Origin of the sequence: Pseudomonas sp. S44, assembly GCF_016624805.1 — a bacterium.
Taxonomy (GTDB): domain Bacteria; phylum Pseudomonadota; class Gammaproteobacteria; order Pseudomonadales; family Pseudomonadaceae; genus Aquipseudomonas; species Aquipseudomonas machongensis.
In genome coordinates, this window is sequence record NZ_JACVTY010000008.1 from 101,550 (window position 1) to 125,639 (window position 24,090).

19 protein-coding genes and 1 pseudogene are annotated in these 24,090 nt (G+C 65.2%); 5 read left to right on the plus strand and 15 right to left on the minus strand.

The window, feature by feature from the left end; genetic code table 11:
- Window positions 1–128 precede the first annotated feature (128 nt).
- Entirely contained in the window at window positions 129–863 is a 735-nt protein-coding gene (locus IAE40_RS09000; RefSeq protein ID WP_200603048.1) for a GntR family transcriptional regulator, read from the minus strand.
- A gap of 124 nt (window positions 864–987) precedes the next feature.
- Here IAE40_RS09000 and IAE40_RS09005 point away from each other — a divergent pair, with 124 nt between their 5' ends.
- From IAE40_RS09005 to IAE40_RS09015, 3 genes are all read left to right on the plus strand, one after another.
- A complete protein-coding gene (locus IAE40_RS09005; RefSeq protein ID WP_153774125.1) occupies window positions 988–2,343 on the plus strand; it encodes a class-II fumarase/aspartase family protein in 1,356 nt (451 codons plus the stop codon).
- Between the two features lie 66 nt (window positions 2,344–2,409).
- On the plus strand, window positions 2,410–3,711 hold the full coding sequence (gene dctA, locus IAE40_RS09010; RefSeq protein WP_054895262.1) for a C4-dicarboxylate transporter DctA: 1,302 nt from the start codon (window positions 2,410–2,412) through the stop codon (window positions 3,709–3,711).
- A gap of 15 nt (window positions 3,712–3,726) precedes the next feature.
- Window positions 3,727–5,115 carry a class II fumarate hydratase gene (locus tag IAE40_RS09015; RefSeq protein ID WP_200603049.1) on the plus strand — a complete coding sequence of 463 codons (1,389 nt, stop codon included), beginning with the start codon at window positions 3,727–3,729 and terminating at the stop codon, window positions 5,113–5,115.
- Window positions 5,116–5,165: 50 nt separating this feature from the next.
- Here IAE40_RS09015 and IAE40_RS09020 read toward each other — a convergent pair whose 3' ends face one another.
- The 11 genes and pseudogenes from IAE40_RS09020 to IAE40_RS09065 all read right to left on the minus strand — a co-directional run bounded on the left by IAE40_RS09020 (window position 5,166) and on the right by IAE40_RS09065 (window position 17,978).
- On the minus strand, window positions 5,166–6,590 hold the full coding sequence (locus IAE40_RS09020; RefSeq protein ID WP_200603050.1) for a gamma-aminobutyraldehyde dehydrogenase: 1,425 nt from the start codon (window positions 6,588–6,590) through the stop codon (window positions 5,166–5,168).
- 35 nt (window positions 6,591–6,625) lie between these two features.
- On the minus strand, window positions 6,626–7,432 hold the full coding sequence (locus IAE40_RS09025; RefSeq protein WP_200603051.1) for an ABC transporter permease: 807 nt from the start codon (window positions 7,430–7,432) through the stop codon (window positions 6,626–6,628).
- On the minus strand, window positions 7,422–8,372 hold the full coding sequence (locus IAE40_RS09030; protein WP_200603052.1) for an ABC transporter permease: 951 nt from the start codon (window positions 8,370–8,372) through the stop codon (window positions 7,422–7,424). The genes IAE40_RS09025 and IAE40_RS09030 overlap by 11 nt, the downstream gene beginning before the upstream one ends.
- Before the next feature lies 1 nt (window position 8,373).
- Window positions 8,374–9,399, minus strand: coding sequence for an ABC transporter ATP-binding protein (locus IAE40_RS09035; RefSeq protein WP_200603053.1), 1,026 nt, complete (start codon window positions 9,397–9,399; stop codon window positions 8,374–8,376).
- A gap of 228 nt (window positions 9,400–9,627) precedes the next feature.
- Complete coding sequence (gene ydcS, locus IAE40_RS09040) at window positions 9,628–10,773, minus strand: putative ABC transporter substrate-binding protein YdcS (protein WP_054895268.1); 1,146 nt, start codon at window positions 10,771–10,773, stop codon at window positions 9,628–9,630.
- Between the two features lie 83 nt (window positions 10,774–10,856).
- Complete coding sequence (locus tag IAE40_RS09045) at window positions 10,857–12,314, minus strand: gamma-aminobutyraldehyde dehydrogenase (RefSeq protein ID WP_234465102.1); 1,458 nt, start codon at window positions 12,312–12,314, stop codon at window positions 10,857–10,859.
- Window positions 12,315–12,445: 131 nt separating this feature from the next.
- On the minus strand, window positions 12,446–13,357 hold the full coding sequence (locus tag IAE40_RS09050; RefSeq protein ID WP_054895270.1) for a LysR family transcriptional regulator: 912 nt from the start codon (window positions 13,355–13,357) through the stop codon (window positions 12,446–12,448).
- 179 nt (window positions 13,358–13,536) lie between these two features.
- Window positions 13,537–14,598: a methyl-accepting chemotaxis protein gene (locus IAE40_RS26055; protein ID WP_371926312.1), complete on the minus strand. Its 1,062-nt coding sequence runs from the start codon at window positions 14,596–14,598 to the stop codon at window positions 13,537–13,539.
- 66 nt (window positions 14,599–14,664) lie between these two features.
- Window positions 14,665–15,201 (minus strand): annotated as a pseudogene (locus IAE40_RS26060) (MCP four helix bundle domain-containing protein); the annotation flags it as partial.
- 95 nt (window positions 15,202–15,296) lie between these two features.
- Window positions 15,297–16,820 carry an MFS transporter gene (locus IAE40_RS09060; protein WP_200603055.1) on the minus strand — a complete coding sequence of 508 codons (1,524 nt, stop codon included), beginning with the start codon at window positions 16,818–16,820 and terminating at the stop codon, window positions 15,297–15,299.
- A 210-nt stretch (window positions 16,821–17,030) separates the two neighbouring features.
- The gene (locus IAE40_RS09065) at window positions 17,031–17,978 is read right to left on the minus strand and encodes a LysR substrate-binding domain-containing protein (protein WP_200603056.1); all 948 of its coding nucleotides are present in this window, start codon (window positions 17,976–17,978) and stop codon (window positions 17,031–17,033) included.
- Between the two features lie 101 nt (window positions 17,979–18,079).
- Here IAE40_RS09065 and IAE40_RS09070 point away from each other — a divergent pair, with 101 nt between their 5' ends.
- Window positions 18,080–19,294, plus strand: a complete 1,215-nt coding sequence (locus IAE40_RS09070; RefSeq protein ID WP_200603057.1) for a cation:dicarboxylate symporter family transporter — start codon at window positions 18,080–18,082, stop codon at window positions 19,292–19,294.
- A gap of 247 nt (window positions 19,295–19,541) precedes the next feature.
- On the opposite strand, the gene IAE40_RS09075 is transcribed toward IAE40_RS09070, so the two are convergent.
- The 3 genes from IAE40_RS09075 to IAE40_RS09085 all read right to left on the minus strand — a co-directional run bounded on the left by IAE40_RS09075 (window position 19,542) and on the right by IAE40_RS09085 (window position 22,783).
- Window positions 19,542–19,781 carry a DUF3077 domain-containing protein gene (locus IAE40_RS09075; protein ID WP_065861877.1) on the minus strand — a complete coding sequence of 80 codons (240 nt, stop codon included), beginning with the start codon at window positions 19,779–19,781 and terminating at the stop codon, window positions 19,542–19,544.
- Window positions 19,782–19,794: 13 nt separating this feature from the next.
- Window positions 19,795–20,043 (minus strand): hypothetical protein, encoded by a 249-nt coding sequence (locus IAE40_RS09080; RefSeq protein WP_200603058.1) that lies wholly within the window; start codon window positions 20,041–20,043, stop codon window positions 19,795–19,797.
- A gap of 1,147 nt (window positions 20,044–21,190) precedes the next feature.
- Complete coding sequence (locus tag IAE40_RS09085; RefSeq protein ID WP_200603059.1) at window positions 21,191–22,783, minus strand: argininosuccinate lyase; 1,593 nt, start codon at window positions 22,781–22,783, stop codon at window positions 21,191–21,193.
- A 285-nt stretch (window positions 22,784–23,068) separates the two neighbouring features.
- Between IAE40_RS09085 and IAE40_RS09090 the strand changes: the two genes are divergently transcribed.
- Window positions 23,069–24,085 carry an alpha/beta fold hydrolase gene (locus IAE40_RS09090; protein ID WP_234465103.1) on the plus strand — a complete coding sequence of 339 codons (1,017 nt, stop codon included), beginning with the start codon at window positions 23,069–23,071 and terminating at the stop codon, window positions 24,083–24,085.
- The last annotated feature ends 5 nt before the right edge of the window (window positions 24,086–24,090 follow it).

Genomic DNA, 24,090 nt, shown 5'->3' on the forward strand with positions numbered 1-24,090 from the left:
GGCGCCCAATACCCTGTGGGAGCGGCGGTTCGCCGCTGCGACTTGTCCCGCGAACACGGGCGTAGCCCGTGCCAGGCAGCGCGCTGTCTTTTTCGCGGGCAAGCCCCGCTCCCACAGGGTCAACACTGTCACCGCTGCGCACGGGTCATGTGCATCACCAGCTTGAAACGGTCGCGCGGGTAGACCGTCTCCGACACCGAGATGATCTCGCCATCCTGGTCGCGGTACTGGCGAATGATGTTCAGCCCCAGATCCCCGCTGGGCGCCTTCAGGCTCGCACTGAGCTCCGCAGTGAGCTGCACCGGGCTCACTTCCTGATCCACCGCCTCGATGCTCTTGGCAAACGCCTTGCCGATCAGGGCAGCGATCAGCTCGCCCGGATGGGCCTCGGCCTTGGCCACCACGTCGGCGAAGCGCTGCTCGGCATATACATCCGTCCAGCACAGCGGATAACGATGCTCGCCACTCTCGACCTTGATGCTCGACACGCAGAAATAATGCCCCCCTGGCGTCAGCCCAAGTCGTCTGGCCAGCGCGATGTCCGCCACGAAATGGCGCACCCCCTGGATCTCCCGCACATGCGATTCGGCCACCTGAACCAGGTCGGTGATCGAATCGATCGCTTGTGAGTAACCGCTGCGCGGCGCTGCCGCCTCGACCCGGGTGCCGACCTTCCGTCGCCTCGACACCATCCCCTGACCCTGCAACTGATCGATCGCCGCACGCACGGTGTGCCGCCCCACGCCATACAGGTCGCACAGCTCAAGCTCGGTGGGCAGCAGCGAGCCGACCGGGTGATCGCCCCGGGCAATCTTGTCGGTGAGGTCTCTGGCGATATCGGTGTAGCGGCCGCGGGTGCTCATTCAAGGCTCATGTTCACGGAAGGCGAAGGCTTGACAGTGTATCAAATGTGGCAGACCATTTTGTTCGGATGTATTAATTAAGTTCGACTTAAAACGAACAAATACCGAACAAAAAGGATCCGCCATGTCCACCACCGTCTTCGACTCCTCCCTGTTCCGCGACATGTTCGGCACCGCCGAAATGCGCGGAGTGTTCTCCGACCAGGCGCTGATCGAGCGTTACATCGAAGTCGAGGTCGCCCTGGCCCGTGCCGAGGCGCGCTGTGGCGTGATCCCCGCCGCCGCTGCCGAGCAGATCGCCGCCAAGGCCACCTACGCCTCGCTCGACCTGGCGCTGATGCAGCACGAGACCGAGATCGTCGGCTACCCGATCCTGCCTCTGGTCGAACAACTGTCGAAGACCTGCGGCGAAGCCGGGCGCTACCTGCACTGGGGCGCCACCACCCAGGACATCATGGACACCGCCGTGGTGCTGCAGGTACGCGCCGGGCTGGCCATCGTCGAGCGCGATATCCTCGCCGTGCGCGGATTGCTCGCCGAGCTCGCGCAGCGCTATCGCGACACCCCCATGGCCGGCCGCACCCACCTGCAGCATGCCTTGCCAATCACCTTCGGCTACAAGTGCGCGGTCTGGCTGAGCATGTTCGACCGCCATGCCGAACGCCTGGTCGAGCTGCGTCCACGGGTTGAAGTGGGTCAGTTCGCGGGCGCCGCAGGCACCCTCGCCTCCCTCGGCGACAAAGGCCTGGAAGTGCAGGAGGCGCTGATGGCCGAGCTTGGCCTGAACGTGCCGCAGGCCACCTGGCACGTGGCCCGCGATGGCCTGGCCGAGGCCCTTAACTTCCTGGGGTTGGTCACCGGTTCGCTGGGCAAGGTCGCGCTGGACGTGATGATGATGATGACCAGCGAGCTGGGCGAGGCCTACGAGCCCTTCGTCAAAGGGCGTGGCGCCAGCAGCACCATGCCGCAGAAGCGCAACCCGATCTCCTGCGAACTGATGTACGCCGCCGCCAAGGGTGTACGCCAGCAAGCCGGACTGATGCTCGATGCGATGATCCAGGACTTCGAACGCTCCACCGGTCCTTGGCAGGCCGAGTGGATCGCCATTCCCGAAGCGTTCGCCCTCACCGCCGCCTCGCTGGGCCAGGCGAAATTCATGCTTGCCGGCCTTGAAGTGCGCACCGAACGCATGCGCCAGAACCTCGACATGACCCGCGGCCTGATCGTTGCCGAGGCGGTAATGATGGGCCTCGCGCCGGAGCTGGGCCGCCAGGTGGCCCACGATGTGGTGTACGCCGCCTGCCGCGTGGCCAACGACGAGAACGTCAGCCTGCTCGATGCGCTGCTGCGCGATGCCGAGGTCAGCGCCCGCCTGCCGCGTGCCGAACTCGAGCGCCTGACCGATCCGGCCAATTACCTGGGCCTGGCACCGCAGATGGTCGACCGCGCCCTGGAACGCCCCGGCCGCGTGCCACGTTGATGCAAGACGCGGGCTCACCCGGGCCCGCGGGGTTTTCTCGACAACGACAACAATGAGAATTCGACCATGTCATCTGCACCCGCAAAACCGTTCTACCGCGACCTGACCTTCCAGGTCGTCGCTGCCATGCTGATCGGCATCGCCTTCGGCTTCATCGCCCCGGAGCTTGCGGCCAAGTTCAAGATCCTCGGCGACATCTTTCTCAAGCTGATCAAGACCGCCGTGGCGCCACTGGTGTTCTTCACCGTGGTCCACGGCATCGCCTCGGCCGGTGATATCCGCCGCGTCGGCAAGGTCGGCATCCGCGCGCTGATCTACTTCGAGGTGGTCTCCACCCTCGCCCTGGCCATCGGCCTTGGCTGGGGCAACCTGATCGACATCGGCTCGGGAATGCACGATGCCCACCCCAACAGCGCCACCTCGGCGGCCGCAGCGGCAGCCGTTGCCAAGGGCCACGCGCCGCAATCGACCCTGGACTTCATCTACGGCATCTTTCCTGACAACTTCGTCGGGGCCTTCGCCGGTGGCCAACTGCTGCAAGTGCTGGTGATCTCGGTGCTGTTCGGCTTCGCCCTGCTGGCCCTCAAGGCCGAGCGCCGGGCAGTGGTCGAGGACGGGCTGAATCGCGTCTCGGAGTGTTTCTTCGAGTTCATCAACCTGATCATGAAACTCGCCCCGCTGGGCGCCTTCGGCTCGGTCGCCTACGCCGTGGGCAGCAATGGCACCGCGGTGCTGATGTCGCTGGCCAACCTGGTGCTGATGTTCTACGTCGCGGTGCTGTTCTTCATCTTCGTGGTGCTGGGCGCGGTGTGCCGGATCAGCGGGTTCAGCCTGTGGCGCTTCCTCACCTACATCAAGGATGAAGTGTTCATCGTGCTGGGCACCGCCTCGTCGGAAAGCGCCCTGCCGCGCCTGCTGCAGAAGCTCGAGAAGTTCGGCTGCTCCAAGCAGAGCGTGGGGCTGGTGCTGCCCACCGGCTATGCCTTCAACCTCGATGGCACCTCGATCTACATGTCGCTGTGCGTGCTGTTCATCGCCAACGCCTATGGCGTGCCGCTGAGCTGGGAGCAGCAACTGGGCATCATCGCCATCATGCTGGTGACCTCCAAGGGCGCGGCGGCCGTGTCCGGCGGCAGCTTCGTGGTGTTCGCCGCCACCGTGACCGCCATCGGCCACTTGCCGGTCGAGGGCCTGGCGTTGCTGTTCGGCGTGTACCGCTTCATGTCCATGGCCATCGCCACCTGCAACACCATCGGCAACAGCATTGCCACCGTAGTGGTCGCCAAATGGTCGGGCGAATTCTCCGAGCAGCAGGCCCAGGGCGAGTACCAGCGAGTGCTCGGGCGCAGCGCTGCGGCGCCGCTCTGAACCATGGAGAACGACATGCAGAACGTTCGTATCGAACACGACGCCTTCGGCCCGGTGCAGATCCCCGAAGACAAGTACTGGGGTGCCCAGACCCAACGCGCCATAGGCGTGTTCGGTGCCGGCCGCGAGCAGTTCCCGCCGGTCCTGCTGCACGCCTTCGGCCAGCAGAAACTGGCCAGCGCCCGTGCCAACCGGCGCCTGGGCGCGCTGGATGCAGGGCTGGCCGAGGTGATCGAGCAGGCCGCGCAAGAACTCGCCGACGGCCACTTCGACCGCCATTTCCCGCTGACACTGTGGCAGACCGGCTCCGGCACCCAGACCAACATGAACGCCAACGAGGTGATCGCCAACCGTGCCAACCAGTTGCTCGGGCAGGCGCTAGGCACCAAGGCGCCGGTGCACCCGAACGATCACGTCAATGCTTCGCAGTCGTCCAACGACACCTTCCCGACGGTGATGCACCTGGCCACCCGCCTTGCCCTCGGTCGCGACCTGCTGCCGGCGCTTGCCCACCTGCACGCCGAGCTGCAGGCCAAGGCCCGGCAGTGGCATGACGTGCTGAAGATCGGCCGCACCCACCTGATGGACGCGGTGCCGATGACCATGGGCCAGGCCTTCGCCAGTTTCGCCGCGCAGATCGCCCACGGCATCGACCGCGTGCAAGGCTGCCTGCCACGGCTGGACAGCCTGCCCCAGGGCGGCACGGCGGTAGGGACCGGGCTCAACACGCCGCCAGGCTTTGCCGAGGCTTTTTGCGAAGAGCTGTCGCTGATCACCCAGACCCGCTTCACCGCTAACCCGTGCAAGTTCGAGGGCATGGGCACCCACGATGTGTTCGTCGAGGTATCGGGGGTGCTGAACGTGCTGGCGGTGTCGTTGACCAAGCAGGCCAATGACATCCGCCTGCTCAGCTCCGGCCCGCGCTGCGGGCTGGGTGAGCTGGTGGTGCCTGATGACGGGCTGACCTCATCGATCATGCCCGGCAAGCGCAATCCGACCATCGCCGAGGTCCTGGCCCAGGCTTGCATGCAGGTGATGGGCAACCACACCACGGTGTCGGTGGCCGGGGCTTCGAGCCTGTTCGAGTTGAACGTCGCCAAGCCGGTGATCATCCACAACGTGCTGCAGTCGATCAGCGTGCTGGCCGAGAGCGTGACGATCTTCACCGACAAGCTGCTGGCGGGGCTGGAGGTGAATCACCCGGTGCTCGCGCGCAATGTGGAGGGCTCGCTGCTACTGGCCACGGCACTGAACCCGGTGCTGGGCTATGACCAGGTGGCGCGCATTACCCGCAAGGCGGCGGACGAGGGGCTGACGCCGAAGGAAGCGGCGGTGGCGCTGGGGCTGTTGACGGCGCAGGAGTACGACGCGTACGTCAGGCCCCAGGAGATGGTGGGAGGCTGAGGTGCGGGGCAAGCCCGCCCCTACAGGGATTGGGATGCCCCCAACGCCGATCAGTGCTTGATCATCACATGCCGAATGGCCGTGTAATCCTCCAGCCCATACATCGACATGTCCTTGCCATACCCGGACAACTTCACCCCGCCATGGGGCATTTCGCTGACCAGCATGAAATGGGTGTTCACCCAGGTGCAGCCATACTGCAAGCGCGCCGCCAGGCGGTGTGCGCGACCAACGTCCTGGGTCCACACCGACGACGCCAGCCCATAGTCCGAGTCGTTGGCCCACTCCAGCGCCTGGGCCTCGTCGCTGAACTCGGTCACCGACACCACCGGCCCGAAGATCTCGCGCCGCACCACTTCATCGTCCTGCTGCGCACCCGCCAATACCGTCGGTTCGAAGAAGAACCCCGCCCGGTCGGCGCGCTTGCCGCCGGTAGTGATCTGGATATGCGGCACCTGCCGCGCCCGCTCGACGAAACCGCTGACACGCTCCAGGTGCTGCTGGGTAATCAGCGGCCCCAGCTCGGTCTCGGGATCGTTCTGCTCGCCAATACGAATGCTCGCAACCGCAGCCGTGAGCTTGTCGACGAAGGCCTGGTACACCCCCTTCTGCACATACAGCCGGCAGGCCGCCGTGCAGTCCTGCCCGGCGTTGTAGAAGCCGAACGCACGGATACCTTCGACTGCGGCATCGATGTCGGCATCGTCGAAGATGATCACCGGCGCCTTGCCGCCCAACTCCATGTGCATGCGCTTCACGGTATCGGCGGTGCCGGCGATGATGCGGCTGCCGGTGGCCACCGAGCCTGTCAGCGAGACCATGCGCACCTTGGGATGGGTGGTCAGCGGCTCGCCCACGCTCGGGCCTCGGCCGAACACCAGGTTGACCACGCCCGCCGGGAAGATGCCCGCCATCAGCTCGCCCAGGCGCAAGGCCGTCAGCGGCGTCTGCTCGGACGGCTTGAGCACCACGGTATTGCCCGCCGCCAAGGCCGGGCCAAGCTTCCAGGCGGCCATCATCAACGGGTAGTTCCATGGTGCGATCGAAGCCACGACACCCACCGGATCGCGGCGGATCATCGAGGTGTGCCCCGGCAGGTACTCACCCGCCGCCGAGCCCTGCAGCACACGGCTGGCGCCGGCGAAGAAGCGGAACACATCGGCCACTGCCGGCAGTTCGTCGTTCAGCGCAGCCTGGTAGGGTTTGCCACAGTTGTTCGACTCCAGCCGCGCCAGCTCCTCGGCGTGCGCATCGATGGCATCGGCCAGCTTGAGCAACAGCAGCGAGCGATCCTTGGGGGCGGTCTGGGACCAGCCTTCGAACGCCGCGTCGGCTGCACGCACGGCGATGTCGACCTGGGCCGGCGTGGCTTCGGCAATTTCCACCAGGGTGGTGCCGAGTGCCGGGTTGAGCACGGCGAGCGACTCGCCTTCACCGGCGACCAGTTGGCCGTTGATCAGCAGTTTGGTTTGCATGAAGCGCTCCTTTTCTCAGGTTCTTGTTCGCGTGTTCACTTGCCGCTGCCAGCAACGCCTTCGCCACCCTTGGTCAGGTAGTAGGCGCCCAGAATCGGCAGCATGGTCGCCAGCATCACCAGCATCGCCACCACGTTGGTCACCGGCACATCGCGCGGGCGACCGAGCTGGTTGAGCAGCCAGATCGGCAAGGTGCGTTCGTGGCCAGCGGTGAAGGTGGTGACGATGATCTCGTCGAACGACAGCGCGAACGCCAGCATGCCGCCAGCCAGCAGCGCCGAGCCGAGGTTGGGCAGGATCACGTAGCGGAAGGTCTGCCAGCCGTCGGCGCCCAGGTCCATCGAGGCTTCGATCAGGCTGTGCGAGGTGCGCCTGAAGCGGGCGATGACGTTGTTGTAGACGATCACCACGCAAAAGGTCGCGTGCCCGACGACGATGGTCATGAAGCCGGGCTCGATGCCCAGGGTCTTGAATGCCGACAGCAGCGCGATGCCGGTGATGATGCCGGGCAAGGCGATCGGCAGGATCAGCATCAGCGAGATGCTTTCCTTGCCGAAGAAATCACGCCGGTACAACGCAGCCGCGGCCAACGTGCCCAGCACCATGGCGATCAGCGTGGCCAGGGCGGCGATCTTCACCGATAGGGTCACGGCATCGAGCACGTCCTGGCGGGCGAAGGCGACGCTGAACCAGTGCAGGGTGAAGCCCTGCGGCGGAAAGCTGAACGCGGCCTCTTCGGTGTTGAAGGCGTACAGGAAGATGATCAGGATCGGGAAGTGCAGGAACACCAGCCCTCCCCAGGCCGCGAGCTTCAGGCCCCAGGACGCTTTTTCAGAGTGCATCGAAGGCCCCCAGGCGTTTGACGATGGACAGGTAGACGGCGATCAGCACGATCGGCACCAGGGTGAAGGCCGCAGCCATGGGCATGTTGCCGATGGCGCCCTGCTGGGCGTAGACCATGCCGCCGATGAAGTAGCCCGGCGGCCCGACCAGCGACGGCACGATGAAATCCCCGAGGGTGAGGCTGAAGGTGAAGATCGAGCCCGCGGCGATGCCGGGCACCGACAGCGGCAGGATCACCTGCATGAAGGTCTGGCGCGGTTGCGCCCCGAGGTCGGCCGAGGCCTGCAGCAGCGACGGCGGCAGGCGCTCCAGCGAGGCCTGGATCGGCAGGATCATGAACGGCAGCCAGATGTAGACGAACACCAGGAAGCGCCCCAGGTTCGAGGTCGACAAGGTATTGCCGCCCACCCCGGGCACGCCCAGCAGCAGGTTCAGCAACGGCTCCAGGCCCAGGTGCTGGACGAACCACATGGCCACCCCGCCCTTGGCCAGCAGCAGGGTCCAGGCGTAGGCCTTGACGATGTAGCTGGCCCACATCGGCAGCATCACCGCGATGTAGAAGAACGCCTTGATCTTGCCGGTGGTGTAGCGCGCCATGTAGTAGGCGATGGGAAACGCCAGCGCAGCACTGGCAATGGACACCGCCACGGCCATCAGCACGGTGCGCTGGATGATGTCGAAGTTGGCCGGGGTGAACAGCGCGGCAAAGTTGGCCCAGGTCAGGCTCGGCGTCACCGTCATGGTGAAGTCGTCGAAGGTGTAGAAGCCCTGCCACAGCAGGGTCAGCAGCGAGCCCAGGTAGATCGCGCCGAACCACAGCAGCGGCGGCACCAGCAGCAGCGACAGGTACAGCGTCGGCTTGCGGTACAGCAGGTTGGACAGCCCGCGCAGGGCACCGTGACGGGCCACCGGCGCCGTGGCATCGAGGGTCAGGCTCATCTCACACGCCCTCGCTCAGCGCCACCATGGCCTCGCGCGCCCAGCGGGCGGTGACGCGCTGGCCCGGCTGGTGGCTGGCCGGGCCGTCGCCCCACTGGCTGTTGGCCTGGCTCAGGCTCAGGTGCTGGCCATTGTCCAGGCGGATCTCGTAGCGCGTTGCGGCGCCCTGGTACTGGATATCGTGCAGCAGGCCGCTGACCTCCACTTCGCTGGCTCCCCGTTCGCCCAAGGCGAAGCGAATGTGCTCGGGGCGAATGGAGAACGGCCGGGCATCACCGACCAGTTGGCTGGCGAGTTCGCCACGCACCACGTTGGAGGTGCCGACGAATTCGGCGACAAAGGCGGTGGCCGGTTTCATGTACAGGTTGCGTGGGGTGTCGACCTGCTCGATGCGCCCTTTGTTGAATACCGCGACGCGATCAGACATCGACAGCGCTTCGCTCTGGTCGTGGGTGACGAAGATGAAGGTAATGCCCAGTTGGCGTTGCAGGCGCTTGAGTTCGCCCTGCATCTGCTCACGCAGCTTGAGGTCGAGCGCCCCCAGCGGCTCGTCGAGCAGCAGCACGCGCGGGCGGTTGACCAGCGCTCGGGCCAGGGCCACGCGCTGGCGCTGGCCGCCTGAAAGCTGCACCGGCTTGCGCGAGCCATAGCCGCCGAGGGCGACCATCTCCAGCGCCTGCTCGGCGCGCTGCAAGCGCTCGGTGCGGGCCACGCCCTTGACCTTCAGGCCATAGGCGACGTTGTCCAGCACGTTCATGTGCGGAAACAGCGCGTAGTCCTGGAACACCGTGTTGACGTCACGCTGGTAGGGCGGCAGGCCGGCGGCTTCCAGGCCATGGATGCGGATGGAGCCGGCGCTGGGCTGCTCGAAACCTGCGATCAGGCGCAGGCAGGTGGTCTTGCCCGAGCCCGAGGGGCCGAGCATGGAAAAGAATTCGCCGTCCTGGATGTCGATCGACACCTGGTCGACGGCCTTCACCTCGCCGAACTGACGGGAGACTTGGGTGAACTGGACGGCTGGGGGCATGGTGGAGGCTCCGGGGCTGGAAGTTAGCGGGGGCGGACCTTCGGGAGTGGCCTTTGTGGAGGTGGCATTTGTGAGAGCGGCTTCTGTGGGAGTGGCCTCTGTGGGAGCGGGCTTGCCCGCGAAAAGAACACTGCGGTGAATGGCACCGGCTTTGCCGGTGTTCGCGGGCAAGCCCGCTCCCACAGAGGCCACTCCCACAAAGGCCGCTCCCGGACACAACAACCGGCCCTAGCGCCCGCCCATGATCGCGATGTAGTCCTGGGTCCAGCGGCTATAGGGCACGAACTTGCCACCCTCGGCCTGCGGGGTCTTCCAGAAGGCGATCTTGTCGAACTGGTCGAAGCCGTTGGTCTTGCAGCCCTCGGCGCCCAGCAATTCGCTGGCCTTGCAGCCCTGCGGCACCGCTGGCAACGAACCGAACCAGGCCGCCACGTCACCCTGCACCTTGTCCTGCAGCGACCAGTCCATCCACTTGTAGGCGCAGTTGGGATGCTTGGCCTCGACATGCAGCATGGTGGTGTCAGCCCACCCGGTGACGCCCTCCTTCGGGAACACCGTGGCGATCGGCTGGCCCTCGGCCTTGAGCGCGTTGGCCTGGTAAGGCCAGGCACTGGACGCGGCGACACCTTCGTTCTTGAAGTCGCTCATCTGCACCGTGGTGTCGTGCCAGTAACGGTGGATCAAGGCGTGCTGCTTGCGCAGCAGGTCGAGCACGGCGGCGTACTGCTTTTCGTCGAGTTGGTACGGGTCGCTGATGCCCAGCGCGGGCTGGGTCGCCTTGAGGTAGAGCGCGGCGTCGGCAATGTAGATCGGGCCGTCGTAGGCCTGCACACGGCCCTTGTTCGGCTTGCCATCGGGCAGGTTCTCGGCCTCGAATACGGCTTTCCAGCTATCCGGTGCGGCGGGGAACACCTTGGTGTTGTACATCAGCAGGTTCGGGCCCCACTGGTAGGGCGTGCCGTAGGTCTTGCCATCGACGGTGTACCAGGGTGCGTCGTGCAGGCGCGGGTCGAGGTTCTTCCAGTTGGGGATCAATTTCGGGTCGATCGGCTGTACACGCTTGCCATAGATCAACCGCAGCGAGGCATCGCCCGAAGCGGTGACCAGGTCGTAGCCACCCTTGGCCATCAGGCTGACCATCTCGTCGGAGGTGGCAGCGGTCTTGACGTTGACCTTGCAACCCGTGTCCTGCTCGAACTTGCTGACCCAGTCATAGGCCTTGTCCGACTCGCCACGTTCGATATAACCCGGCCAGGCGACGATATCGAGCTGGCCCTCGCCCTTGCCGACTTCCTTCAGGGCTTCGGCGGCCTGGAGGCTGCCACTGGCCAGGAGCGCGGTGGCGAGCCCGCTGAGCAACGCTGTCTTGTACATCGTTCATCTCCCAAATTGTTCTTTCTATTGTCGGGGCAGTATCAAGCGAACAACGTCCCTGGCGGCGCCAGCGGATTCTTGTATCAGTCGAGCAGCTCGCCGTGACGCGCCATGATGTGGCGCACCACGCTGTAGTCCTGCAGCGAGTCGCTAGAGAGGTCCTTGCCGTAGCCGGAGCGCTTGAGCCCACCATGGGGCATCTCGCTGGCCAGCATGAAATGGGTGTTGATCCAGGTGCAGCCGTATTGCAGGCGGTTGGCGATCTGGAAGGCCTTGTCGAGGTTCTGCGTCCACACCGAGGAGGCCAGGCCGTATTCGGAGTCGTTGGCCCAGTCCAGCGCCTGGGACAGGTGTTCGAAGCGGGTCACGGTGACCACCGGCCCGAACACCTCGCGCTGGACGATCTCGTCCTGCTGGCGGCAGCCGGCCAGCAGCGTCGGCTGGTAGTAGAAGCCAGGGCCCGAATGCACGGCGGCACCGGTCACCCGCTCGATGTGCGGCTGGCCCAGGGCGCGCTCGACGAAGCTGGCCACGCGGTCGCGCTGGCGGGCGCTGATCAGCGGGCCGATCTCGTTGTCGGCGTCTTTCTTGCGGGCGAAGCGGATATTGCCCACCGCGTCGCCCAGTGCGGCCACCAGCCGGTCGTGGATGCCAGCCTGGGCGTAGATGCGGCAGGCGGCGGTGCAGTCTTGCCCGGCGTTGTAGTAACCATGGGTGCGAATGCCCTGCACCACGGCTTCCAGGTCGGCATCGTCGCAGACGATCACCGGGGCCTTGCCGCCGAGTTCCAGGTGGGTGCGCTTGAGCGTACGCGAAGCGGCCTGCAGGATCTTCTGGCCGGTGACGATATCGCCGGTCAGCGACACCATGCGCACCTTGGGGTGGCCGACCAGATGGCTGCCGACCGCCTCGCCGCCACCGCAGACGATGTTCAGTACGCCAGGCGGCAGGATATCGACCAGCAGCGGCGCCAGAGCCAGGATCGACAGCGGCGTGTGTTCGGACGGCTTGAACACCAGGGTGTTGCCTGCGGCCAGGGCGGGGGCGATCTTCCACGCCGCCATCATCAGTGGGTAGTTCCACGGCGCGATCGACGCCACCACACCCACCGGGTCGCGGCGCACCATGCTGGTGTGCCCGGCGACGTACTCGCCAGTGAGCTGGCCTTGCTGACAGCGCACAGCCCCGGCAAAGAAACGGAACACATCGGCAGTAGCGGGAATATCGTCCTGGCGCGCCAGGTGCAGGGGCTTGCCGCAGTTCAGCGCCTCGAGTCGGGCGAGCAGGTCGGCATTGGCGTCGATGGCGTCGGCAATGGCGAGCAAGGTGGCAGCGCGTTGCGCAGGGGTCGTGCGCGACCAGCCGGCAAAGGCGCGCTGGGCCGCCTGTACCGCGCGCTCAAGTTGTTCGAGGGAGGCTTCGCCGACATTCAGCAGCAACTCGCCGGTCGCCGGGTTGACGATGGGCTCGACCAGCCCTTCCCCGGCAACCAGGTGGCCATCGATCAACTGCGCGCTGTACAGCGGAAGACTGGTGGGCATTTTCGGACTTCTTCTTTTTTTCGTGTCGTCGTGCATGGCGCCTCCGCTGTGGGTCGGGCGCGTCCACTAGAAACGAGACTAGGGCCCGACAGGCAGCTTCACAAATTCTAAATATAGAAAGTCTCGTTCGATTAAAGCGATACCTTGCGCTGGCTGCCCTGCCCCCTGGCCAATGTCAGGAACGGGTCCACCAGCGGCGTGCGCGCCGTGCCCCGGCGCCAGGCCAGGCCCACGTCGAGCGTCTCGTTGAGGTCGGCCAGCGGGCGGGCTTCGATGATGTCGCCTTCCAGCGACCACGGGCGGTAGGTCATGTCGGCCTGGATCGACAGCCCAAGCCCCGCCGCCACCAGGCTGCGCACCGCTTCCACCGACGCGGTGCGCAAGGTGACCTTGGGCGTAAGCCCGGCACGGCTCCAGATGCGCTGGGTGTGCAGGCCCATTTCATCGGCGTTGAGCTGGATCAGCGGCTCGCCCGCGACATCGGCCAGGCTGATGCTGTCGCGCTCGAGCAGCGGATGGCGCGGCGGCAGCCACAGGCGGTGTGGCGAGTGGGTGAGCACTTCGGTCTGCAGGGCGTGGCGATCTTCGAGATTGGACAGGATCAGCACGCCGACATCGATCTCGCCGGCCACCAGCAGATGCTCGATGTAGGGACGCTCGTCCTCCACCACGCGGGTTTGGACATTGGGATAGGCGTGCTGGAAGCGGGTGATCAGGTCGGCCAGGTAATAGCCGGCGACCAGGCTGGTGACGCCGATGGTGAGCAGGCCATCGACCTGGTCGGTGCTCTGCTGCAGGCTGCGCTTGGCGTTTTCCACGGTGGCCAGGATCAGGTGCGCCTGGCGCAGGAACTGGTGGCCCTGGTGGGTCAGGCTCATGCCTTTGGCGTGGCGGGTGAACAGGGTCACGCCGATCTCGTCTTCCAGTTGCTGGATCGCCTGGGTGAGGGTCGACTGGGAGATGAACACCGCCTGCGCGGCGGCGGAGATCGAGCCGGTTTCGGCGACGGCGATGAAGTGGCGAATCTGACGCAGGGTCATCATGCGGAAAAACACCTGTTGTTTTTCCGCAGTATGGTTTATCGAAGGGGTGGTTGAGCGTTCTTTTTTATCGAACAGGGTTTAGGGCTGTGTTGGCCTTTTCGCGGGTAAACCCGCTCCCACAGGAGCTCACAATCCCTGTAGGAGCGGGTTTACCCGCGAAGAGGCCGGGCCTGCAGGGACTACCCGGCAGTCTTGAAGAAGCCCATGCGGCTGCCCAGCGCATCCGCCAGCTCCAGCAGCTCCTGGCTGTCCCCGGCCAGGCGCGTGGAACCTGCGTGGGCATCACGCGAGGAGGCGTGGATGCGATTGATGTCCTGGCTGAGCATGCTCGCTGCCACATCCTGCTGCGACGAAGCCGCGGCGATCTGGTTGTTCATCTGGCTGATCGCTGCCACCTCGCGACGGATCTCGTTCAGCGAACGCTGTGCGACCTGGGTACGCTCCACCGTGCCCTGCGCCAGCTCGCGGCTGTCGCCGACGATCTGCGCAGTCTTGCCGGCACCCTCCTGCAGCTTGCCGATCATGCCGCGGATCTCGCGAGTCGACTCCTGGGTGCGGTTGGCCAGCGAGCGCACCTCGTCGGCGACCACCGCGAAGCCCCGGCCGAACTCGCCGGCACGCGCCGCCTCGATCGCGGCATTGAGCGCCAGCAGGTTGGTGCGCTCGGCGATGGAGTTGATCACCTCGATGATGCTCTCGATGGCCTGGCTGTCAGAGGCGACCTGCAACACCGCCTCGGTGGCCGACTCCAGCACCTGGGCCAGCTCGTGCATGGAGCTGGCGGTACCTTCGACCACGGTCTTGCCAGCATCCACTTCCTGGTCGGCCGCCTCGGAGGCCCGCGCGGCCGCGGCGGCGTAACCGGCGATCTCGTTGATCGCGGCCACCAGTTGCGACACGGCGCTGGCCATGTGCTGAGTATCGTCGCTCTGCTGCTGCATGCGCCCCTGGTTGGCGGCAGCGCCCTGGCTCATGCGGCTGGACGAGGCGACCAGGTCGGTCGCCACCTGGTTGACCTGGGCGATGATCTCGGTGAGGTGACGGTTGGTGGTGCCCAGCGCGCCCATCACGCTGTCCGGATGCTGGCTGCGTACGCTCTGGTCGATCTCGCCACGGGCCAGGCCACGCAGCAGTTGCGCCACTTCCTCGGGCTCGGCGCCCAGGGTCGAGCGAATGCTGCGGATGATCAGCAGCGAGGCGGCGACGCTGAGCAGCGCAGCCAGGGCCGCGGCCCAGAGCATCAAACCGGCAAAGCCCGAAGCGCTGTCACGCACGATGCCGATGTCGCGCACCACATCCTTTTCCTGCAGGTCGATGAAGGCGTTGATACTGCGCAGCCATTCCTTGTACGCCGGCGCGACCTGGGCCAGCAACAGCGCCTGAGCCTGCTCGAAGTCGCCCTTGTGGCGCAGCTCCAGCAACTGTGCGGTGGCGGCCTGGGCGGTACGCTCGATACCCTGGATCTGCTGCTGCAGGCGTTGCTCGTCAGCACCAGCCTTGGGCTCGCCGAGCATCTTGGCCAGCGGCACGGCGGAGGTCTGGTAGAAGTCGTCCAGGCGCTTGATGTCCTGGAGGAAGCCCGAAAGCTGGCCATCATCGTGGGTCAGCACGGCATCGCGGATGGCGATGGCGCGGTCATGCACGCTGCCGCGCAGGTTGATCGCATAGCGCTGCTTGACCGTGGTGTTGCCGCTGACCTCGGTGAGCAGCGCGTCGATCCCGCCCACCCGGTGCACGCCGATGGCGGTGATGACCAGCATCAACCCAACGACCAATGCAAACCCCAGCGCCAACCTCATGGTGATGCTGATTCCTCTGAACATGGTGTCCTCCCCCGAGTGCATAAAAGCTTTTTGCCATCATTTTTTGCATGCTTTATACCCAGAGAATGTGAAGCCTTCTAATCGCGTTGATTGATAACGACCATGAAATTAAATCATCAGGTCGGCTGCGTGACTGGCACGGGAAGTGGCCGGTTCAGCAGCAGCCCGACCACCACGGCGAACACCAGCGCGGCCACCCCGGCACTGGTCAGCACCGCTTCGAAACCGCCGACGAAGGCTTGGCGTGCCAGCGGCGCGAGGGTGTCGCGCAGACTCGGATCGACCACCGCCAGCGCCGCCGGCAGATCGCCCGCCGCGACCCGGGTCGCCATGTCGCCGACCTTGTCCAGTTGCCCCGGCGCCACGCCCGCCACCGCCTCACGCAACAACTGCGCACTGCGGCTGGCCAGAATCCCGCCCAGCACACCGATGGCCAGCACGATCGCGCCGAAGCGTGTGGTGGTGCTCAAGCCCGAGGCCATGCCGGTGCGCTCACGCGGTACGCAGGCCATGATGTTCTTCTGCGTATCGCCGTTGAGCAGCCCGGCCCCGGCGCCAAGCACCAGGCTGGCGAGGGCGAAGCGGGTATAACCGCCGTACGCGGCTGCGGCCGAACACAAGAGGTTGCCCAGCCCCACCAGCAGCAACCCCAGGGCGAACACGCGCGCCGAGCCGAGCCGTGCCGACAGGCGCATGCCCAGGCGGGGAGTCAGCAGCATCGCCAGGGCGAACGGCAGCATGCCTGCACCTGCGGCCAGCGCTGGCAGTTGCAGGCCGTTCTGCAGGTACAGCGGCAGCAAGGTCATCATCACCTGGGCGCAGGCGGCATAGGCGAACATGCCGAGCAGAGCGCCGATGAAGCGCCCGCTGCGCATCAGTTGCAGGTCGATCATCGGCCGCGACTGGTTGCGCTCGACCAACACGAAGAGGAAGAACAGGAACGCCGCGATCACCAGGCGCCCGAGGGTGGGGGCGCTGTCCCAGCCGACGCGGTTGGCATCGATCAGCGCCCAGATCAAGTAGCCCAACGCACCCGCGAAGGTCAGGCTGCCGAACGGGTCGAGGCGGGCGGCGGCGCTGTCACGCGATTCCTCGACACTGCGCCGGACCATGAACGCCAGCACCACCACCAGTGGCAGGTTGATGTAGAAGATCCAGCGCCAGCCCAAGGTGCTGGCGATCAAGCCGCCAAGCAGCGGTGCGAAGGTGATGGTCGCGCCCATGCAAGCCCCCCAGAACGCCCAGGCGCGCAGGCGCTCCTCGGGTTCGTGGAAGCGGTGACCGATGGCCGCCAGCGCGGCGGTGAGCAGCAGCGCCGCACCAAGGCCCTTGGCGGCCCGGGCCAGGTCGAGAAACATCAGTGTCGGCGCGGCGCCGCAGGCCAGCGAGGCCAGGCCGAACAGGCCCAGCCCCAGTTGCAGCATGCGCCGTCGGCCGAAACGATCGGCCAGGCTGCCGGCCGGGAGCAGGGCTGCGGCGAAGGCCAGCAGGTAGGCGCTGACCACCCATTCGATGTCGGCGAACGAGCCGGACAGGTCACGAGCGATGCTGGGCAGGCTGACCGCTACGATATTGGTGTCGAGGATGATCAGGGCGCACACCGCCGAGGCGGTGAACAGGGTGAAGCGGGCGGATGACATGACGGGGCTCTCGAAGGGGGTGATCTTCAGGGCCTCATCGCGGGGCGCAATGGCCCCCCGCCCCCCCCCCCCCCCCCCCCCCCCCCTTTGGGCCCCGGAACAGCCACCACAAGCCTGTCGGCCAAAATCGTTTCGCCGCAGGCTTTGCAGTGTTGCTACCACCCTACCCTCCCAGCGCCCAGCCCTTGTTAGCCAGGCGCCGCGTTGTCATTAGCCCGAAGCTAACGAACCACCACCGGCCTCCCGTCGTTCACGGCGCAACTCGCTGCCCAGCTCCCGCGCCAACGCCACAAAATTCACCGCCTGCGGCGACGGGTTGTCCTGCCGGCACAGCAGGGTAATCGGCGCCGCCAGCCGTGGCCGGGCATCGCGAATTGGCCGGTAGGCCACGCTGTGCTCATGAAACCCGCGCATCGAGGTCGGCACCACCGACACCCCAGCCCCTGCGGCCACCAGGCTGACGTTGGTCAGCATGCGCTCGACCTCGAACGCCACCTTCGGCTCGAACCCCGCATTGCGACAGGCCTGCAGCAAATTGGCGTACATCCCCGGCGCCCCCGGGCGGCGCACCAGGATGAACGGCTCGTCGGCCAGGTCCTTGAGGGCAATGGCCGCACCGCTGTCGAGCAGGCGATGGCCAACCGGCAGGGTCAGCACCAGTTCTTCGTTGAGCAACCGGTGATAGGCGATGCCGCGTGGGCGGTCGACCGGCGCGCGAAGGATGCCGATATCGACACTGTCGTCGCTCACCTCGTCGGTCAGTTCGCGGGCGTTGCCTTCGTGCAAGGCGATATCGACGTCCGGGTAGAGGTCGCGGTAGCGCCGGATGATGCGGGGGATCAATGGATGGGACGCCGCCGAGCTGGTGAAGCCGACCTTGAGGTTGCCTTCGATGCCCTTGGCCGTGCGCGCCGCCTTCTGCGCACCGTTCTCGACCCGTTGCAGGATGTCTAGGGCCTCTTGAAGGAAGACCTCGCCGCCAGCGGTAAGGTCGACACCCTTGGCATGGCGGATGAACAGGTCGAAGCCCAGCTCCTGTTCCAGTGCGCGGATCTGCTGGCTGAGTGGCGGTTGCTGCATGTTCAGCCGCGCGGCGGCACGGGTGAAGTGCTTTTCCTGAGCGACCATGACGAAGTAACGAAGGTGACGAAGTTCCATGCAGGCTCCGGGGGCGGGTGGCGAGGAGCATTGTGGCGCATGCGCAGTCCTCGCACCATTCACGCTAGAATCGGCAAACCGGAAAAAAACAAAAACTGCCGATGATCCGCAATCGCTCTCGCTCAGACCTTGCCCTGCTCCTGCTCGCCCTGCTGGCCGGTGCGCTGCTGGGTGTCTGGCAGCCGGACCTGGCGGTGCAGATGAAGCCGCTCAGTGACCTGTTCATTTCCATCATCGGCTTCTGTGCCCCGGTGGTGATGTTCATCCTGGTCTGCTCCAGCACCGCCGCCCTGAGCGACTACCGCGCCACCGCCCGCCTCGGCCTCAAGGCCATGGCTTACTGGCAACTGATGTCGTTGCTTTCGCTGCTGATTGGACTGGCGGTGGCTTTGCTGCTACGCCCTGGCGCAGGGTTGGAAAGCTCCAGCCATGTGTGGTCGGTGCCGCTGCTGGCCGGCGACGGTCCGATGCTCTCGCGCCTGCCGACCCTGCTGCTCGACTCGCTGGAAGAAAGCCCGATCCTCAAGGTGCTGCTGGCCGCACTGGTGTGTGGCCTGCTGCTGGGGCGCAGCGGCGAAACCGGCCGACGCCTGACCCGCCAGCTCGACCGGACCATGGCCTGGATGTTCCGCATCATGCGCCTGATCGTCAGCTTCGCGCCGCTGGCCGCGTTTGGTGCCATCGCCTTCATCATCGGCAAGTACGGCCTGGACGCCGCCATTCCCCTGGCCAAGTTCGTCGTTGCTGCCTACGCCGCGTGCCTGGCCTACCTGCTGCTGGTGCCGCTGCTGGTGATGCGTCTGCTCGGCTGTCGCCTGGCGCGGCTGGTGGGCTACATCAAGGAAGAATTGCTGCTGGTGATCTCGACCGGCTCGTCGGTGGCCGCCCTGCCGCGCCTGGTGGAAAAGCTCGAAGCGGCGGGTTGCGACAGCCAGACCCTGCGCCTGACCCTCACTGCCGGCTACAGCTTCAACCTCAATGGCTCGAGCCTGTACCTGATCGTCGCGGTGCTGTTTCTCGCACAGCTTGGGCATATCGACCTGACTCCCTCGCTGCTGGCGACCATCGTGCTGGTCAGCCTGTTCACCTCGCTCGGCTCGACCAGCGTGGCCGGCTCGGCCTTCGTCACCCTGGCTGCGACCCTGAGCGTGCTGGACATCGTGCCGCTGGAGAGCATCGGTTTGCTGATTGGCGTGGAGCGGCTGATGAAATGCCGGTCGGTGACCAATGTGGTGGGCAATTGCGTGGCGTGCCTGGCGATTGCCTGGTGGCACGGGAAGGTGGATCGAGGGCGGTTGCGCGAGGTGTTAGGCTAGGACAACTGTAGGAGCGGGCTTGTCGGGCGCCGAACCGCCGCGAACACCGGCACAGCCGGTGCCATGCATCGCGGTGTACTTTTCGCGGGCAAGCCCGCTCCCACAGGTGTGGACTGCCCCAGGAAGGTGGATCGCGGGCGGTTTGTAGGAGCGGGCTTGCCCGCGAAAAAAGCACCGCGGTGCATGGCACCGGCCTTGCCGGTGTTCGCAGCAGTGCGGCGCTCCGAATAGCCTGCTGGTTTTGCAGTCAAACCTGCTGGTTTCTGGCCACCTCAAGGTCGTTCAGCAAAGCCTTGGCCATCGCGCTGAGATACCTCAATGCCGTCAGGGCAGCAGGGGCGATGTCCTCGTCACTGCCCTGGCTCAGATCGCGCACGCAACCGAGCAGCAACGACACTTCGTCGAATGCCTGATCCACGGGAATACCGGGTTGTACGCGGAACATCCCGAGGGCCGTGGCGATGCCTGGCGTGGTGTTTTCATTCATGGACAAACCTCCATCACATCCGTTTGAGGGCGTGTTCGATCAAGGCCCGCGCTGTTTCGGCGGCATGCGCGGCGTTGGCGAGCATGTTCAGACCGGGAGCACCGGCCACGGAGCGACAGTGCTCGTCGAGGGTCTCGCTGACACCGCGCAACAGCTCGCTGGCGTGAGCCAGGGCGTCCGGGGGAATCAGGTCGGCGTGGATGGAGAAGTAGGGAGTATTGATGAGCTTGAGGCGGGGTGGATCGGGGACGATCTTTTTCATGGTGTTGCCCTGTGTTGAGTTGTCGAAAGCCGACTACTCCATCCCTCTCACAGGATAGGGTGGCAGCTGTGGTGGGGTGAGAGACCGGACCAACACAGAGCAAAAGCCGGCCAGGCATAAAGCCTGCCCACGCACAGCTGCCATGACAGCGTTACTCGGTGTTGTATAGCGGGCTCTCACACCCGGTCGCCATATGGGCGACCCGGGGAAGTTAGTCCCGATGCTTATCTTCAACAACAGAGAAACGGCTGCGTGACGCGTAGGATAATTCCCAAGCAACCTTGAACTGAAGGGATGCCGGCGAGATTCGGAATTTTCTGAGGTCGCTCGGCGGGGCGTCGAACCGCCCCGAATACCGGCACAGCCGGTGCCATACACCGTGGTGTACTTTTCGCGGGCAAGCCCGCTGCCAGATGGGTGGCAGCTGTTACGTGGGGTGAGAGACCGGTCCATAGAGATCAATCAGCCGGCCAGGCGTAAGCCTGCCCACGCACAGCTGCCATGACAGCGTTGAACTGCAAATAGATAGCGGGTTCTCACACCCTTCTGTTTCAAGGTGTTCGCATGTGATTGCGTGAGGGCTGACAGGTGCTTGCCAGAAGTTTTTCAGCGCCTGTGAGATCGAGCGCCGCCCACGCGGCGCTTCGCGGGCAAGCCCGCTCCTACAGTTTGTTTCGGGCCAGTTATGCCTGTGCCATAGGCGCGCGACCGCCTGGTGTGTACGACTCGGTAACGTGCCGTGCGCCAAAGGGGTCGCGCGAAAATGCCACAGGATTCATTGGCCCGAAACAAACTGTAGGAGCGGGCTTGCCCGCGAAGCGCCGCGCGGGCGGCGCTCGATCTCATAGGCGCTGAAAAGCTTTCGGCAAGCACCTGCCAGCCTCTACGCAAACATCTTGAAAGGCACGGCTCTCAAACCCGGTTCACCCTATGGCGACCCCGGGAAGTTAGTCCCGATGCTTATCTTCAACAACAGAGAAACGGCTGTGTGACGCGCAGGATAATTCCCAAGCAATCTTGCCCCCCCCCGCGAACACCGGCACAGCCGGTGCCATGCACCGCGGCGTGCTTTTCGCGGGCAAGCCCGCTCCCACAGGGGTCGGGCTGGCCTTTGGATTTTGAGCAGGCCAGTTTCTCCAAGGCGGCTTTACTGCCCCGCGAGCTTGTCGAACGCCTTGTCCAGCGCCACATCGGCATCCACCAGCTTCTGCCGGTGCAGCTTCATCCAGTCCTGGTCCGCCGCCAGGCGCTTGCCCGCTTCCATCAGCATGCGCCGCACTTCGTTCGGCTGTGGCCCGCCAGTGCCCTGGCGGCTCTCGACCATCGCCCGTGGCGACAGGCTGGCGCGGAAGGCGGCCTCGCTCAGCGGTAGCTGGTCGTCCTGCCATTTGTACTTCTTCGCCGCCTGGGTATAGAGCGCCTGGGCATCGGCGTAGGCGAAGTCCTTGGGCAGCGTGCCCTCGGCACGGGCCTTCTCGACGATCAGCGAGGCAAAGCTGTGGCCGATGCGGAACGGCACGTGGTGCTGGCGCTCCAGGGTGTCGGCCAGCTCCATCGACGTGGTCCAGTCTGCGTCCAGTTCCTCTTCGGCCCGAGCAGCGTTGATCTGCAGGGCATCGAGCACCAGGTCCATGCGCTCGAACATTTCGTTGGCCGACTTGAACAGCCCCAGGTCGTCGAACGCGGCCTTGTAGTCGGTCATACCGGTAGTGACGTTATGCGCTCGCACGGTGGTGGCGTTGGCCAAGCCGACCACATCGGAAGCCGACTCGCGGGTGCGCATCAGCAAGCCTGGATTGCGCTTCTGCGGCATGGCGCTGCTGGTGTAGGTCGAACCCTCGTCGAGCAGCAGCCACGGGCGGGTCTGGTGGTACTGGGTGTGGATATCGCCAATGATCGCGCCCACGCGAATGGCCGACGACGAGGCAATGCTCGCAGCCTCCAGCGGAATGTCGTAGGTCGACACCTGGCTGGCATCCAGCGAGTTCTCACGCAGGCCATCGAAGCCCAAGAGCGTTGCCAGGCGCTCGCGGTTGAGCGGGTAACCGGAATTGGCCAGCACCGCGGTGCCCATCGGGCTCAGGTTCAGGCGCGCATAGAGGTCGTGAATGCGCTGGGCATCGCGCTGGAACGACGCCTCATAGGCCAGCAGGTAGTGGGCGTAGCTGATCGGCATGGCCTGCACGCCGTTGGTGTAGGCCGGCACCAGAGTGTCGACGTTGACCGAGGCCAGCTTGAGCAGACGCTGGCGGGTGGCGTTCAGGGCGTCGCTGTAGTCCAGCACTTCGGCGCGCAGCGAGGCCAGGCGATAGGTGGCGTACATGTCCTGGCGGCTGCGCCCGGAGTGGATCAACGAAGCCTGCGGGCCAATCTTGTCGATCATCACCTGCTCGAGCTGCAACACATCGCTGGGGCGCTTGCCGTCGGGCTGCTTGGCCTGGTCGATGGCATAGCGCACGCCGCCGGCGATCACCTTGCCCTGGTCGGCTGGCACGATGCCCTGCTCGGTGAGCATGACGATGGAGGCCTTGTTGATGCGGTTCAGCCAGTCGAACTGGCTTTCCTGCTGGCCCCCCTTGAGCGCGGACTTGTCGACGGTGGCGCCGATCTTGCGCGCCTGCTCGGCGCATTCAGCGGTGGTCTTGCACGGCAGGTCGGCGGTGTTGGCGGCCTGGGCCGTGGCAGCGGCGAACAGGGCGTAGGCAATGGCCAGGTAGAGCGGGGTCTTTCTTGTTGTCATGGTTTCGGTTCCGCGAGTGTGTCGCTCAGGAGGGGCGAACATGGCGGGATGCTAGCGGCGGGTTTGGAAGATTAAAAATATATTAAAAATATCCAACCAATATCTCTCTAGTATGGAGAGCGGCAATGGCAACTTGATACTTTCAAGATATCAAGACACTCGATTCAAGATATTTTATCTCGGCAAAAACCGCTGCTAGGATCGGCGCCATAACTCCAATCAAACCGGCCGATCCCACACACTGCCACGGGATACGACCGGACCGCACGCTTACGAGGTGGTTACATGCCGCATCACGTTCTGCGCATACTCGCCCGCTCCCTGCTGCTCCTGACCGCCAGCCTGCTGGCCGTCCAGGCCGTCGCCGCCCCCCAGACCCTGCGCCTGGGCGACACTGCCCCCTACAACTTCCTTGCCTTCGCCAACAACGACCTGCAGCGTGCCAGCCTGCCCGTGCAGCGCGCCGTGGTGCTGCTGCATGGTGTGCGCCGCAACGCCGACGACTATTACGACAGCGGCGAAAAGCTGCTGGAAAACGCGGGTTTCAGCGCCAGCGACACCTTGCTGCTGGCGCCCAACTTCCTCACCCCCAGCGACCGCCGTGCCGGCGACGACATGCCGCTGTGGCCCAAGGACAAATGGATGCACGGCACCGAGTCGCAGAGCGGGCGCGCCGGTATCGCCGGTTTCACCGTGCTCGACGACCTTCTCGCCTACCTCGGCAACCGCCAGCATTTCCCTGCATTGAAGGAAATCGTGCTCATCGGTCACTCCGCCGGTGGTCAGTTGATGCAGCGCTACACCCTGCTCGGCGACGGCGACCAACGCCTGCGCGCCAGTGGCATCCAGGTGCGCTACGTGGTGTCGAGCCCCTCGTCCTACCTCTACCTGGACGACAACCGCGTGCAGGACGGCGCCTTCAAGCCGGTGCTCACGGTCATGTGCCCAAGCTACAACCAGTACCGCTATGGCCTGGAGCGGGCGCCGGCGTACTTCACCCGCCAGGGCCTGAACGCCACCCAGGTGTTCCAGCGCTATGCCGCACGCAACCTGACCTACATGGTCGGCGAGCTCGACAACAAACCGGACGACCGAGTGATGGACCGCGCCTGTGGCGCTGCCATGCAGGGCGATACCCGTGTCGAGCGCCAGCTCAACTACCTGCGCTACGAAGCCTTCCTCGCGCAGAAATGGCACATCCCCATCGACCACCTGCAATTCCAGGTCAGTAAGGTCGGCCATAACGCCGCCCGCCTGTTCGCCGCGAAAAGCGTTGCCAGGACCCTGTTCCCGACCCGCTGACGCCG